Origin of the sequence: Brevibacillus brevis, assembly GCF_001039275.2 — a bacterium.
Taxonomy (GTDB): Bacteria; Bacillota; Bacilli; order Brevibacillales; family Brevibacillaceae; genus Brevibacillus; species Brevibacillus brevis_C.
The window spans coordinates 1,640,178-1,655,320 of the sequence record NZ_CP030117.1 but is presented as its reverse complement, the minus strand read 5'-3'; the positions used below and the strand labels follow the sequence as shown (position 1 = coordinate 1,655,320).

General features: G+C 46.2%; 12 protein-coding genes. 5 read left to right on the top strand and 7 right to left on the bottom strand.

Translation table 11 applies throughout. The annotated features are described in order from the left end of the window. Positions 1-94: 94 nt before the first annotated feature. The 5 genes from AB432_RS08460 to AB432_RS08430 form a co-directional block, all read right to left on the bottom strand. A complete protein-coding gene (locus AB432_RS08460; RefSeq protein ID WP_048031902.1) occupies positions 95-1,681 on the bottom strand; it encodes a glutathione ABC transporter substrate-binding protein in 1,587 nt (528 codons plus the stop codon). A gap of 812 nt (positions 1,682-2,493) precedes the next feature. Beyond that, complete coding sequence (locus AB432_RS08450; RefSeq protein ID WP_048031900.1) at positions 2,494-4,098, bottom strand: glutathione ABC transporter substrate-binding protein; 1,605 nt, start codon at positions 4,096-4,098, stop codon at positions 2,494-2,496. A gap of 243 nt (positions 4,099-4,341) precedes the next feature. Further along, positions 4,342-4,974, bottom strand: a complete 633-nt coding sequence (locus AB432_RS08440) for a sterol desaturase family protein (RefSeq protein ID WP_048031899.1) — start codon at positions 4,972-4,974, stop codon at positions 4,342-4,344. A gap of 26 nt (positions 4,975-5,000) precedes the next feature. Continuing rightward, a complete protein-coding gene (locus tag AB432_RS08435; protein WP_048031898.1) occupies positions 5,001-5,717 on the bottom strand; it encodes a GntR family transcriptional regulator in 717 nt (238 codons plus the stop codon). 366 nt (positions 5,718-6,083) lie between these two features. Next, on the bottom strand, positions 6,084-7,157 hold the full coding sequence (locus AB432_RS08430) for a branched-chain amino acid aminotransferase (protein WP_048031897.1): 1,074 nt from the start codon (positions 7,155-7,157) through the stop codon (positions 6,084-6,086). A 231-nt stretch (positions 7,158-7,388) separates the two neighbouring features. Here AB432_RS08430 and AB432_RS08425 point away from each other — a divergent pair, with 231 nt between their 5' ends. After that, positions 7,389-8,171: an SDR family oxidoreductase gene (locus AB432_RS08425; RefSeq protein WP_048031896.1), complete on the top strand. Its 783-nt coding sequence runs from the start codon at positions 7,389-7,391 to the stop codon at positions 8,169-8,171. Positions 8,172-8,227: 56 nt separating this feature from the next. Here AB432_RS08425 and AB432_RS08420 read toward each other — a convergent pair whose 3' ends face one another. Beyond that, positions 8,228-9,697 carry an amidohydrolase family protein gene (locus AB432_RS08420; protein ID WP_048031895.1) on the bottom strand — a complete coding sequence of 490 codons (1,470 nt, stop codon included), beginning with the start codon at positions 9,695-9,697 and terminating at the stop codon, positions 8,228-8,230. Between the two features lie 285 nt (positions 9,698-9,982). Between AB432_RS08420 and AB432_RS08415 the strand changes: the two genes are divergently transcribed. After that, positions 9,983-11,224: an amidohydrolase family protein gene (locus AB432_RS08415; RefSeq protein ID WP_048031894.1), complete on the top strand. Its 1,242-nt coding sequence runs from the start codon at positions 9,983-9,985 to the stop codon at positions 11,222-11,224. Positions 11,225-11,545: 321 nt separating this feature from the next. Here AB432_RS08415 and AB432_RS08410 read toward each other — a convergent pair whose 3' ends face one another. Further along, a complete protein-coding gene (locus AB432_RS08410) occupies positions 11,546-12,925 on the bottom strand; it encodes a MocR-like pyridoxine biosynthesis transcription factor PdxR (RefSeq protein WP_048031893.1) in 1,380 nt (459 codons plus the stop codon). A 102-nt stretch (positions 12,926-13,027) separates the two neighbouring features. Between AB432_RS08410 and AB432_RS08405 the strand changes: the two genes are divergently transcribed. Genes AB432_RS08405 through AB432_RS08395 form a run of 3 tightly spaced genes read left to right on the top strand, consistent with a single transcriptional unit; the run spans position 13,028 to position 15,062 of the window. Further along, positions 13,028-13,651, top strand: a complete 624-nt coding sequence (locus tag AB432_RS08405) for an FMN-binding negative transcriptional regulator (protein WP_048031892.1) — start codon at positions 13,028-13,030, stop codon at positions 13,649-13,651. A 33-nt stretch (positions 13,652-13,684) separates the two neighbouring features. After that, positions 13,685-14,323 carry a LysE family translocator gene (locus AB432_RS08400; RefSeq protein WP_048031891.1) on the top strand — a complete coding sequence of 213 codons (639 nt, stop codon included), beginning with the start codon at positions 13,685-13,687 and terminating at the stop codon, positions 14,321-14,323. Between the two features lie 28 nt (positions 14,324-14,351). Then, positions 14,352-15,062, top strand: a complete 711-nt coding sequence (locus AB432_RS08395; protein WP_048031890.1) for a B3/B4 domain-containing protein — start codon at positions 14,352-14,354, stop codon at positions 15,060-15,062. Positions 15,063-15,143: the final 81 nt, after the last annotated feature.

Sequence of the window (15,143 nt, the reverse complement as noted above, 5' to 3'; positions counted from 1 at the left end):
CGCCCCCATTTTATTCTTCTTTGTATAATCAATCAGCATAGCTCGTTCCCAATGGGCGAAGCTATGCTGATCATGAAGCATTTTTTGCTAAAAGTTATGGCAACGTTACATCGTCGATCTCAATGTGTCCCGCCGGGCTGATCCAAACTCCCTCTACACCTTTTTGAATCGCTGCAAGGTTTTCTGAGAAGCGGTACGGTACCATTGCCGCTTCGTCCATTTCGATTTGCTGTGCTTTTTCGTAGATTTGCTTCCGTTTTTCTTCGTCTTTCTCTTTGCGGCCCTCATCGATCAGCTTGTCCACTTCCGGATTGCTGTAGAAAGCATGGTTGCCGGCTGCCCCTTGCGATTTCGTGTGGAACAGATTGTATTGGTTGTAGTCTGCATCACCTGTGGCATTGCCCCAACCGCTGAGGAACAATTCTGTTTCGCCTTTGTTGGCTGCTTCAATATAAGCACCGAACTCTAGCACTTTCACTTCCAAATCGATATTGATTTGTTTCAGTTGTTGCTGCAGTACCTCTGCCAAGCTAACTCGTGCCTTGTTATCGTTTAAGTAAATGGTTGCTTTGAAGCCGTTCGCGTATCCAGCTTCCGCCAATAGCTTTTTGGATTTTTCCAGATCGTAAGGCAAGTCTTTTACATTCGGGCTGTAACCAACCATGGACGGGGTGATAGAAGAATGAGCAACCGTCCCGACATCGTTGTAAACCCCTTGAATGATGGTTTTCTTATCGATCGCATGTGCAATCGCTTGACGAACGCGCACATCATCGAATGGCTTCTTCGAGTTGTTAATCCCGATATGATCGCTAGCGAAAGCAGGATAACGACCAAGTGTCATACTCGGAGAATTTTTCACCCGATCGACTTCTGTCACTGGCAATTGCTCAGCCACATGCGCTTCGCCTGTCTCGACCATCGCGAGTCTGGTCGTATCCTCTGGAACGGTCTTGAAGACGACTTTGTCCAGCTTCGGTTTTTCGCCCCAATAGTTATCGTTTTTCACCAGGACGACTTCTTGACCTGGTGTCCATGATTCGAATTTGTAAGGCCCTGTTCCCGTTGGATGCTTGGTCAAGTCTTTCCCATACTGTTCGATCGCTTTTGGTGACAAAATTCCACCCTCTGCACTGGCGAGCACGGACAGGAGTGGTGCGTATGGATAGTTCAGGATGAATTGAACCGTTGTATCATCCACGACCTTTACCTCTTTGATGGCTTCAAACAAATTGGCACGGTTAGAGCCTACTGCCGGGTCTTGGACACGAGCAATCGTCTTTTTCACAGCTTCCGCATTGAATGGCGTGCCATCGTGGAACGTCACACCGGAGCGAAGCTTGAATTCCCATGTCACGTCATCGAGCTGCTTCCATTCAGAAGCGAGTGAGCCTACATATTTGCTTTCTTTGTCCATCCGAACAAGACCCTCGTATACCTTGTGATGAATGATGGCAGCGGAGTTGATTTGCGTTAGAAAATGTGGGTCAAGGTTGTTCGCATCAGACAAACGGGCAATGACGAGTGTCCCGCCTTCTTTGCCAGCTGGTGATGAAGCATTGGTTTGCCCTGAAGAATTGGTACTCCCTCCTGCTTCAGGTGCTTGTGAGCAGCCTGCCAACGCTGTAGAAACCGCAACGGTCATGGCAAGCAGCGTCTGGAAAAAGCGCGTCTTTTTCATGTAGTGATCCCCCTCTTTTGTGAAAAGCGTCTCAACGTTTTTCATAAATGTTGATGTGACCGCTTGCGGTCAAAAAAACGGTCGTGACCGTTTTTTGCGCCAGATGTACTTGAATATTTTGACCATTCGCGCATATTTCATTTTACCCACTATTCTGGCATTGTATTTTCACTCTCTTTACTTGTATTTTCACTTTCTTTACTCTTTTTTTCAGTATTTCTACTTTTGTGCGAATAATGCAATAAAAATAGACTTGGAGTAAATATTGCTGTAGTGGTGTGGAGGAAACAGGAGAAAACGCTCAGCTTCTTGTCCCACCCGCTGGGGGATTCACTGTACGACTCCATGCATAAAGCGAAACCGCGTCCAAAGTGGTCCTCTCAGGATGTGTTTCAGAGGTGGACGCTTAAGAACGTCGAGCTTTTAAGACTTGAAAGAATGAAGAAAGACATCAGTTACGCCAGAGAAGAATATTTCCAGACGTAGCGACTAGTGGAGTCCTACCAAGCAGAGAAGGGATGAGCGGGCAAAAGAAACGCAACGTGCTCGCGCTACGAAGCGGCTACCACTTTTGCGTTTTCCGCGAATCCCTTCGGAGCGGACAGTCTTAGCCCCTAGCAGGACGGCGCCTGGAGCCTAGACTGGAAATATTCTTCTCCCTACCGCAGCCACAATACTGGCTTCGCCAAGATTTTTGGTGAAGCCTTCGTACCCAAAGGGCAAAAGTCTTCCATGTCGATATGAGTTTTTATAGATTCTTATCTACTAAAAAAAGACCCTCTCCATTTGTTAGAGAAGGTCTCATGCTCCTGCTATTGAATCGTTACTTGGCTCACGTCAATGTACCCGGATGGACTGATGTACACACCCTGTACATTTTTTGCAATGGCTGCGAGGTTTTCACTGCTGCGGAATGGCAGCAACGGCACCTCCTCCATCTCGATTTGCTGGGCCTCCGCGTAGATTTCCTTGCGCTTCTCTGGATCTTTTTCCTTACGACCTGCTTCAATCAGCGCATCCACTTTCGGATTATTATAGAAGGAATGGTTGCCTGGCACACCTGCTGACGTGCTATGGAAGAGGTTGTACTGGTTGTAATCTGCATCCCCGGTCGCATTGCCCCAGCCACTAATGAACATTTGTGCTTCACCTTTTGCCGCCAACTCCAGATATGCGCCGAACTCCATCACTTGAATCTGCAAGTCGATGCCGATTCCCTTCAGTTGGGATTGCAGCACTTCGGCCACATTGATCCGTGCCTTGTTGTCATTAAGATAGATGGTTGCCTTGAATCCGTTGGCGTAGCCTGCTTCGGTGAGTAATTGCTTCGCTTTGTTCAAATCGTATTCCGGCGTTTTAATATTCGGGCTGTAGCCGATGACTTTTGGTCCTAACGACGAGATGGCCACTTTACCGACATTGTTATATACCCCTTTAATAATCGCTTCCTTATCGATCGCATGGGCGATGGCCTGACGGACACGAACATCGTCAAAAGGCTTCTGTTTGACGTTCATCCCGATGTGGTCAACTGCGAATGATTCGAACCGTCCCAAAGACATGCTCTGCGAGTTCTGTACCCTTTCCAGTTCAGTGACCGGAAGCTGTTCTGCGACATGGGCTTCGCCCGTTTCCACCATGGCTACGCGTGTCGCATCCTCAGGAATAGTCTTGAAAACAACTTTTTCCAGCTTCGGTTGGGTGCCCCAATACTTCTCGTTTTTCACCATGACGATTTCTTGTCCAGGCGTCCATGATTCAAAGATAAACGGCCCCGTACCTACTGGTTTCTTGGACAACTCTTTGCCGAATTCCTTAATCGCCTTCGGACTGATGATGCCACCCTCGGCACTCGCCAGTACGGACAGGAGTCCTGCAAACGGATAATGTAAAATAATTTCTACCTTCAGTGGATCTACGACCTTTACTTCTTTAATCATGCCAAACATGTTTGCTTTGGGAGTCGGATTATCTTTGTCCAAGATACGGTCGATTGTCTTCTTCACAGCCTCAGCATTGAAGGGTTCCCCGTCATGGAAGGTTACACCGTCACGCAGTGTGAACTCCCAGGTGACATCGTCTTTTTGTTTCCATTCCTTTGCCAAAAGAGGTTTGTACTCACTATTCCGATCCATCATGACCAGACCTTCATAGAGCTTGTGCTGCGTCACTGCCATGGAATTAATCTGGGTACTGAAATGCGGGTCCAAATTATTCGCATCGGACAAGCGCGCAATAATCAAGGTACCGCCTCCACCCGCTGCGGCCGATGAAGACGCGGGGCTAGTCGAAGCTTGATTGGAGTTGGACGCGGAATTCGTCCCACTGGATGTCTGACTGCCACCACAGCCTGCCAAGACTGTGGAAAGCAAGACAGACAGGGCAAGAATAGAACCTAGCATGTGCTTCTTCTTCACTGTGAATGCCCCCTTATTCTGGATGATAGAATGAAAAGAATATGACATGACTAAATATTACTAATTTTCTCACTATTAATCTTTTCATTATCTTTACCTTTCTTTTCATTTTCTTTACCATGTGGTTTTTGAATGTTCAAAATAACTCTATTGAAGGTGCCTACATCTTACATAGTGGAGGAGAAGAAAAAAAACATCCCTCAAAAAAGGGATGGCCGTGCAAAAAATTTCGAAATATGCCATTTACAGTTCAACATCTTTGTCCCACCGTCTTTCCAGATCCCTCACGGTTGAACTTTTCTCAACATCCTGTTCGTTCTTGTAAGTTCCCAGCATGACGTCAAAAACAGGGCTGGTAACACCGTACCAGTAATGTTCATTTTTGAAATGATGCCATAGATGGAGCTTTTTCATCCAGCGCCCCCATGGAGATATGGGCTGAACCGGACGATGGGCGATATAATGCGTCCATTCATAAAATAGCAAAAATCCTATCACGCCTGTAACAAAGGCATTGGTCACAATCACGTCGGAAGTAAACAGATAACAAACGGCTCCGGTTCCTGCAATGAGCGGCAAGCTGTACCACACGGGCAAGAACAACAGATGCAAGTTGTTCGGATCGGCGTGATGATCGTAATGTAAGCGTTTTAACAAATGGAGAAAAAATGGATTTCGAGGCGGTTTGAGGTGAAAGAGAAATCGATGAATCAAGTATTCGCTTGCCGCATACCCAATCATCCCCGCAACGAGTGCCACCCAGGTTTCCAATAGGTACCATCCAGAAAGAGTGAAAGACAAGCTAATCAGGAATAGAATGCTCATGATGAGGATATCCGGAAACGTAAAGAATTCCTTCAGAAACTTTGCCTTCAACAGAACCGCCCTCCTCTTGTGCTCCTTCACTTGTCTTGTTCCAACTTGGTTCGGTTTCTCCACAGCTCCAAACTGTTTTCCATTGCCTTTCTGGCTACACGCTCTGCTTCGATGTAATCTCCCTGTAAAGCGACATTCAACAATTCATGATAATAATGCCAAGATGCCTCGCGGTGTTCCGGGATGGAAAAATACTTTCTCGCCATTTTTAAGTAAAAGGAATCAAAACTGTTTACAATCAGTAAATAGATAGGATTTGGGGAAAGCCTCGTCAGATTTTTCTGGAGCTCCCAGTCAAACGCTGCGTAACCATCAGCATCAGGTTTCAGTTGATCGAGATTGGCAAGCAATGCGACTACCTTCGGCTGATGAGCAGCAACCGCGTTACGAATGTAAGCAGGCGCCAACGATATCCGCAGTTCCAGCAAGTACGAAATAAACTCATCCGTAACATCTTCGTGGTTTTGAATGATATGGACAAGGGTCATTACATTGCCTTGATGCCAATAATCGTTGACAATTGCCGGATGTCCTTTTCGCACAGTGATCCAGCCATCCCTTTCCAAACGTTGCAATGCTTCTCTAACGGTTGGCCGACCTACCCCGTAGTACTCTGCCAACTCCCGTTCTGGCCGCAGCGTACTTCCTGTAGGGTACTCTCGAGTCAAAATGGCCTTGATTAACTTCATCTCAATTTGATCCGACGACCGTTCTTTCTTTCCCCCTTTTTTCTCCAATGTCATTGTCGCCTCCCTACGCTGCTGGCCCTTGGTCCTACAACAAATTTTTGTGGTATTACCACAAAAGGTAATATTTTACACAAACGCTGTCAATAGGTAAAATACTGCGACTTGCCAGTACCTGCACGAAATTGAGTGTTCCTTCTCCGGCTTGTAGCAAGCTCGACAGGTTGACCCGATGGCGTCGAAATGTAGTAAAGTAAATTGACTAATGAACAAAGGGGTGCGCCAATGATTAGGCATAAGAATCATTGGGAGGCTATATATCCCCGAGACCACGATAATGAATAAGTGAGAAATACCGAATCAAAAAAGGCATAGCCCTCTTTCGAAAAAGAGAAGACTATGCCTCTTGTTTCACTGGCGTGATTATTCTGTTACTTCTACCGACCACCCAAACTTGTCTTCACGATCACCGTACTGGATTCCTGTCATCTCGTCGTACAGTCTCGTGGTCAATTCCCCTGTTTTTTCACCGTTAATGATCATCTGATGTCCGTTCCAGTTCAGATCACCTACTGGGGAAATAACAGCCGCTGTTCCGGTACCGAATGCTTCTTCCAGCTCACCGTTGACGTAAGCAGTATGCAGGTCTTCCATGGAAATCCGCTTCTCTACGACTGGAATTCCCCAGTCCTTAAGCAATTGGATGGTCGAATCTCTCGTGATCCCCTCCAGGATGCTACCGTTCAATGCTGGGGTCCACACTTCCCCTTTTACCTTGAAGAACACGTTCATGCTGCCTACTTCTTCAATATATTTATTCTCAACGCCATCGAGCCACAGCACTTGCTCATAGCCTTTTTCTTTTGCTTCCACTTGTGCTTTCAGACTGCCTGCGTAGTTACCTGCCACTTTAGCGTTTCCTGTTCCGCCTCTTACCGCACGCACATAGTTGTTTTCTACGTAAATTTTTACGGGCTTCATGCCACCCGCATAGTACGCTCCAACTGGGGAGAGCACAATCACCAATTTGTACGTATGCGAAGCGCGGACACCAAAGCATGGCTCTGTCGCGATTACGAAGGGACGAATGTAGAGAGACTGTCCGCTTTCTGTTGGAATCCATTCTTTATCTACGGCCACCAGCTGTTTCAATGCCTCGACCATGAATTCCTCGTCGATCAACGGCATGCTCATACGCTCCAATGAACGGTTCATACGCTTGAAATTTTGATCAGGACGGAACAAGCGAACCTTGCCCTCTTGATTGCGATAAGCTTTCAAGCCCTCAAATACAGCTTGCCCGTAATGGAACACCATTGCTGCCGGGTCCAATGTCAGCGGAGAGTAAGGAACGATTTGTGGATCATGCCATCCTTTACCTTCTGTATAATCCATGGTGAACATATGATCGGTAAAATGAACACCGAACCCCAGCTTGTCAGATGCTGGTTTCTCTTTTTTCTGTTCTGTCCGGGTAATTGTTAACTGACACTCCATCTTCTACATCTCCCTTAGTATTAAATCCACGATTTGAACAACTTCCTATATATACAAAATAGCAACAATTTTGCATGATTTCCAGCGTAAGTTTCTCCTCCCTCTACAATTTATGGTTATTTAGCGAAAACTTCGTAAAATTTTCGTGACTGATTTTTTACTTCGTATGCAGGATGAAAGGAATAGGTATCCCGAAAAGAATGTATAGGGACAGAATGAGGAGGGATATGTGTGACCACGCACCTTCGTTTGCACGGAAAGATTGCCATTGTAACAGGTGCCAGCCGCCTTCAAGGGATTGGGGCTGCTATCTGTCAAATGCTGGCCTCACACGGTGCCGATATTTTCCATACGTATTGGACCGCCTATGACCACTCCATGGCGTATGGGATGCAAAAGGATGAACCCGCAATCTTGCAGGAAGAGATCAGACGCTACGGAGTCAGATGTGCCGGGATCGAGATCGACCTGTCACAGCCTGATGCCTACAAGGAGGTGCTCGACGCAGCTACAGCACAACTGGGCGAACCAAGCATCCTCGTCAACAACGCTTGCTACTCGACAAATGACGGCTATGAAGCACTGGATATGGCCAGTTTGGACGCACATTATGCCATCAATGTGCGGGCAACCACCATGCTCAGTGTGGAATTTGCACGTCGCTTCACTCAACAGCGCGGAGGCCGAATCATCAACATGACATCTGGTCAGTCCAAAGGCCCGATGGTCGGCGAGATCGCGTATGCCGCAACAAAAGGAGCCGTAGATGCTCTTACGACGACACTGGCTGCCGAAGTGGCTACACGAGGGATTACCGTCAATGCTGTAAATCCTGGGCCCACCGATTCAGGCTGGATAAACGAAGAGATCAGACAAAACATGTTGCAGCGATTTCCTTTGGGACGGATCGGACAGCCCGAGGATGCAGCACGTCTTGTCGCTTTTCTAGCAAGTGACGAAGCGGAGTGGATCACTGGACAGATTATGCATTCCGAAGGCGGGTTCATCCGGTAAGTAAAAAAGCACAATCCGCCGCTTCTAGCAGATTGTGCTTCTTCTTTTTGTTCAATCTATGGTTTGCTCACGATTGGGAAAGAAGGCTTGAACAGCTCTTTTTCGCCCAGTTGTTGATAGTCGCGCTCTACGTAGCCCAGACGCATCTTGTCAAAGTAACGCTGTCCCTTTGCTTTGATCTCTTCCAGATCAACTCCTGGCAGGAGGCGGTCTTTCATTACGGTGCGTCCAGCTATGATTGAGAGCTTCACATCACGACCTGAGCCACACGTAATGATTGTACGGATTGGATCATCAACCGCACCCATGTGGAAACCGTCCAGATCGATGGCAATGATATCTGCTTTTGCCCCCGGCGCCAATCGTCCCAGATCATCTCTGCCAAGGAAACGTGCGCCGCCCAATGTTGCTGCGCGGTAAATATCCGCGTAGCTGGAATCCGCGACATCGCCTTCCACCAAACGGGACAGCATGCTGGCTGTGCGAATGTTTTGGATGAAGTCAGGCGGGAACGTATCGGTTCCAATCGCGATATTGACGCCCCGGCGTTTGTAACGGGCAAACGATTCGAGTGCCTCACCGTGGCGACCAACTACGAGCGGGCAGTGAATCACGGTCGTACCTGTCTCTTGGAGGATCGCCAAATCGTCTCCCTCTCCGAATTTTGCTTTACTAAAGCCTGGAATGAAATGTGCGTGCGGAATTGCCGTTTTCTTTCCGAGGAAGCCAATCTCATTCAGGAACTGAATCGGTGATTTGTTGTGACGACGATGGATTTCCGTATATTCATAGAGACCTTGTGCGGCATGCAGACGGATGGGACATCCGAGCTCCTCACTGTAGCGCTTTGTGTTGATCAGGTTCTCTACAGACTGTGACTCGATTCGCTCTGGCGCCAGCATTCCACGGATGAGTCCGTTGTGAGCCCCATCGAAATCTTTGACAAATTGGACAGCCCGCTCCAAACCTGCTTGTCCTTCTGCTTCGTTCCACAGTACCTCGATTTCTCCGTTTGCCTTCACGACGCGCATACCGGACTGATAGCTCGGCCCCATGTACATACGCAATCCCAAGCGTCCTGCATGATCGGCTGCTGCTGCCAGCTCCTCATACGTTTCCGCCCAGCGCTTGTAGAAGACGGATGTAATCGGCATGGCTGTCGTTACCCCATTTAGAATCAGTTGGCTGTAGGCGAAAAGGGATTTGAACGCCTCTTCCTCAGGTGTCATTACCTCATGGTAGCCTTTGCGGTAGTAGTCTTCCGACCAGAGCATATTTTTGTTTCTCGCAGAAGCTTGCTCCAGATGTACGATGTCGTGATCAATGTCACCCAACGCATTCAGGTCAATGAAGCCTGGGCTGACTACTGCATTGCCAGCATCGATCACTTCATCTACCTCGCCATCAAAATGGTGCCCCACATACACAATGGTGTCATTCTCGTAAACGACTTCCCCATCTTTGATAATCACATGATCTTCGCCGTCAAAACCGATGACATATTTTGCGGTTATTTTCTTTTTCATGATGACCCTCCCTACTCTTCTTCTCGTTCCGGCCTCTCCACTCCATTGTATCCTTTGTCATTATAGGAAATATTCTGTAAAATTTGTTTCAAAACCTTTACGTGTATTTGCACAATCTTTACTCCTTTTCGAAAACAGGCAAGATTCCAAGCAATACGTAAAGATCATGCAAAAACTAGTAAAAAAGATGAACAACCTTGTTCGAAATATTCACTACAATTAATAGAGACAGCTAGACTGGACTCTCATCCACTACTTGCAAGATAGAGAAAGGGCTGATTTCTAGTGATGCAAGCTTTTTGGTTAACCAACGTACGTCTCGATAAAGGATTTGAAACGGGGGAAGACGGCGTCTTTCACACAATCTCAGAAATCTGTCATTTGAAAATCGAAGACGGCAAAATCGCAGAGATCGTTTCGGCGAACGAACCACTCGACACCACTTTACCGCAAGAAGATGCAAAAGGTTTATTGGCCCTCCCCTCTTTTGTTGAAAAGCATAATCATCTGGACAAAACGTATGCGGGCGCAACCTGGAAATCCTGCCTTCCTCCGAAAAAACTGATCGATCGCTTGGAGTTCGAAGCAAAAGAAATGCCGCTGATGACAGGGACGACCAAAGAACGTGCACAAGCAATGCTCCAGCTCCATATCAAAGGCGGTGCCACACATGTGCGTACACACGTCAACATCGATCCTTACATCGGCCTGAAAAACCTGGAGGGTGTGCGTACAGCCCTGGAAGAGTACAGCGATCGCCTGACGTATGAAATCGTTGCTTTCCCGCAGCAGGGGCTCCTGCGCACACAAGCAAGCTCCTTGATGAGACAAGCGATGAAGGAAGGCGCTACACTGGTTGGGGGCTTGGACCCGGCTGGGATTGATAATGAATTGGAAGGCTCCTTGCGTGAAATGATGGACATTGCGGTAGAAGCAGATGCGGATGTCGATATTCACCTGCATGATCCGGGGACACTCGGCTTCTATACGATCAAAAGACTGCTCGATCTGACCGAGGAAGCTGGCTGGCAGAACCGTATGGCGATCAGTCATGCCTTTGCGCTCGGAGATGTGTCGATGGAGGAAAGCTCGGACATGGCAGACCGATTGTCCCAACTGGGAACGATGATCATGACGACAGTCCCGATTAATCGGGCGATGCCACCTGTTCCGATGCTTCATGCCAAAGGCGTACATGTCGCGCTTGGTTACGATGGTTTCTACGATTCGTGGTCGCCATATGGCACAGGCGATATGCTGGATAAGCTAAACCGTCTGGTCGAGCGCTACCGTTGGGTCGATGAGAAATCATTGGTGCAATCCTTGTACTTCATCACCGGAGGAAAAACAACGCTCGATAAAGATGGCAACCGCGCATGGCCAAAGGTTGGCGACGAGGCAAGCATCGTGTTTGCAGAAAGCTCCTGCTCTGCGGAAGCGATTGCGAGAAAATCTCGTCGGGCTGCTGTCATGTTTAAAGGGAAAATTGTGCATGGTGCTTTGGAGAAAATGGAAGAAACAAAGTAGTCATGTGGATACGAAGGCTTCGCTGATTTTTCAGTGAAGCCTTTATTTTTTTGGTCTAAATCGAGCCTTTGGTGGTGGGGAGAAAAAAGAAGAAAACGCTCAAGTTCTTGGGCTACCTCCTAAGGGGTCATCCCTGCCCAGCTCCATGAAAAAAAATAAACCCGCGTCCAAAGTCGCGCCTCTGCGAAGTATTTCAGAGGTGGACGCTAAAGGCAGGTTTCTTTTTTTCCATTGCGCTTCGGTTGGTATCCCAAAGACTTTCGCTTATTTCTTCTTTTTTCTCTTACCAGCTTGGGTGTTTATCCCCGCTTAAAAGCTTTTTTATAACCAAGCCTTTTTTAAGAGCTTTACACCAAGTTGGATTTCATCAGTTGATAAATTACTGAAACCAAGTTTGACGATTGGGTGATCGGTTTTGTTTTTAATGAAATAGAGTGAAGTCGGATAGACTTTTACTCCCTGAAGGGAAGCTTGTTGAATGAGCCATTCTTCTGAACGCTCCACGTGTACTTTGACTAATACGTACAAACCAGACTGCTCGCCAATGATAGAAATATGTTGTTTGAAATGCTTCCTTAATTCACTAGCGAAGTGCTGCATTTTTCTTTTATAAACCAGACGCATGCGTTTAATATGGCGATTCCATTCCCCTTCCTCCATAAATTTCGCCATGGCGAATTGGCTAAGGAGTGAAGTCGTGCTCTCGAAATGGGCGAATTGATTTTTATAACAGTTGATAAGCGGCTGTGGCAACACCATATAACTTAAACGAATTCCTGGCAGAAAGCATTTCGAGAAATTTCCGAGATAAATCACTCTCGTTGCATCGATGGAAGCGAGAGCCGGAAATGGTTGTTGGGTATAGCGATATTCACTATCATAATCGTCTTCGATAATATATCCTTGCCTGTTTTTGGCCCAATGGATGAGTGCATGCCTTTGTTGAATGGGCATACTTACCCCATATGGACTGTGATGGGACGGCGCCACATATATCAATCGTGATTTCATATGTTCCAAGTGTGAAAAATCCGCACCTGTCTCATAAACGGGTAACGTTTCCAGTGTAAAACGATTTAATTGAAAAGCTTTCCTGGCACCATCATAACCAGGGTCCTCTACAATGATGCTAGAAAAATCATGTTTCAGGACAAGACCGAGATAGACAAGCATTTGTTGGGTACTACTTCCGATAATGATGGCATCTGGTTCAGTTCTCACCCCACGAGACTGGAGTAAATAGGCTGCGATTTGCTCACGTAGGCTCCATTCACCAAAAGGCTCCCCGTACCGAAAGCTGTCCTTTTCCGTTAATACTTGATTCGATATCCTCCTCCACGTTTTTAAAGGGAAATGCGCTTGATCGACGACGTCTGCGCGAAAATCAATGCGAACAGATGGTACTGGCTCGTTTTGCTTGTGAGTAGCAGAGCTGCGAGCCTCTTGAAATAAAACGGGCTCTAACTCATTTACAAAATAACCTTTTCGGCCTTCTCCACGAATATACCCTTCAGCAACAAGTTGTTCATACGCCATTAATGTTGTATTACGGCTGACATGTAAGGAATCGGCAAGTTGACGTATGGAGGGCAATGGCTCATCCGCCTTTATGTCGCCTTGTTCTATAAATGATTTAAATTTCTCGTAGATTTGTTTGTATTTAGGAGAATTATCCTTGAAAGTAAAAATGGTATTTTTCATTTGCACTCCTTCTGACATGTATATTTGTTTATTATTGTATCTTTTTTTATGTCAGTTTGTATCATACTCTTGTTTCAAGTACAAGTTGAAAGGGTGGTTTTTATGTACATTCCTAAGCAATATCGGATGGAACATGATGAGGCAGTTCAAATGATGAAGTCTAACCCGTTTGCCCTATTGATTACAGTTGATGAACATCGCCCGTTGGCTACGCATATCCCGTTGGAAATTCGTGAAGAGGAAGGGAAAATCTATGCGACTGGGCACATCGCATACGGTAACATGCAGAAGAAAACGTTGGATACTAATAGAGATGTTTTGCTGATTTTTCAAGGACCGCACGCTTACATTTCGTCAAGCTGGTATGAGAGTGAACAGGTTCCCACATGGGACTATCTCGCTGTACATGCGTATGGGTCAGCACGTATCCTCACGAAGGATGAACTCAAGTCGGCTTTGGATACGATGCTTACCCACTATGAATCTCACCGCGAAAATGGTCGACTCTGGGATACATTTGATCCTGAATTGCTTGAGAGAGAAATGACAGGAATCGTTGGTTTTGAGATTGAAATTACCTCGATTCAAGGGGCAGCCAAAATGAGCCAAAATCGCAACAACACCGATTATCAATCGATTGTGACAGAGCTTGAAAAATCTAATGATCAAGAGGAAATTCAGGTTGCTCAGTGGATGCGTGAGCAACGGAAAGAGTTATTTAAGTGATCAGCCTATAGATACCACAAGGAGTTGCTTCTTATGGAGTTTTCAACTATTTGGCTATTTGTCATTGCCGCTTCTACATTGTTAATCATACCTGGACCAGCTGTGTTCTATATTATGGCTAGAAGTATCGATCAAGGGAAGAAAGCGGGTCTGGTATCTGTTCTTGGTGTGTCTCTTGGTGGTTCTGTTCACGTTTTAGCTGGAGCAATCGGAGTTTCTGCGATTCTTATGACATCAGCAACAGCCTTTCATATCGTGAAATACTTGGGTGCTGCTTATCTGATCTATTTGGGGTGTAAGACCTTATTTTCTAAAGCGGATAAAACGGCTTCCGAAATTCCAAAAGCCCCTCGCAAAAAATTACGAAAGATTTTTTACGAATCAGCGCTTGTCGAGGTAATGAATCCTAAGACAGCCCTCTTCTTTTTAGCCTTCTTTCCGCAATTCATAACACCTACTGCTGGGTCAGTCACGGTTCAATTTTTGCTTTTAGGAACGATATTTATGATCCTAGCTTTTGTTAGCGATGGTCTGTATGCCATTCTCGCAGCAAGCATGAGAAAGCGGATTGTCGGTAGTACGGGGAGTTCAAAGGTAGTGAATCGGATAACTGGTTATTTCTATATTGCTCTAGGAATTTTCTCCGCCTTTGCGAGCCCCTCCAAAACATAATAAGTGAAATGAAACGGAGAGATAGGTTATGACTAGATTTATCATTGAAGATGATTTTTGGTCGTTATTTCCGCATGCAAAAATAGGCATCGTGATTTGCGAGGGAATTGATAATTCAATTAGGGACGTTGAAAAATACGAGAAGCTTCTGCAAGAGGCAGAGAAAGAAGCGCATAAATTCTTACGTCTAGAGGAATTCAGCAGTAATCCTGTCATTTCTGTTTGGCGAGAAGCTTTTCAGAAATTCAAGACTAAGAAAGGGGCAAGGTGTTCCATTGAAGCTTTATTAAAAAGAGTGAAAAATGGCAATCCGATCGGAACAATAAACCCGCTCGTTGACATCTATAATTCCATTTCCTTGCGTTATGGACTTCCGTGTGGTGGAGAAGATATCGATACTTTTGTAGGCGATATTCGCCTGACGCAGGCAAATGGCAACGAACCGTTTCTCCCATTGGGACAGGATGAAAATGCTTCGCCCTATGAAGGCGAAATTGTTTATAAGGATGATGTCGGTGCCATATGCAGATGCTGGAATTGGCGTGAAGCTCAGAGGACGATGCTAACAGAAAATACGAAAAATGCATTCCTCTGTATGGAATTGGTAGATGAAACAAGAAGCGATGAATTCCATCTGGCGCTAAAAGAATTGTCTGATTTCGTGCCACATCATCTTGGTGGAATGGTGAAGATGGAAGTGCTAGCTATCAATCATAAGGAAATGACCATCTTTGGTTAAACAAACGGCAGCCAAATGCACTGGCTGCCTTTGCTTGTGTTTATAAAACACTCGATTCCCGTTCGCTCAACAACCATATCC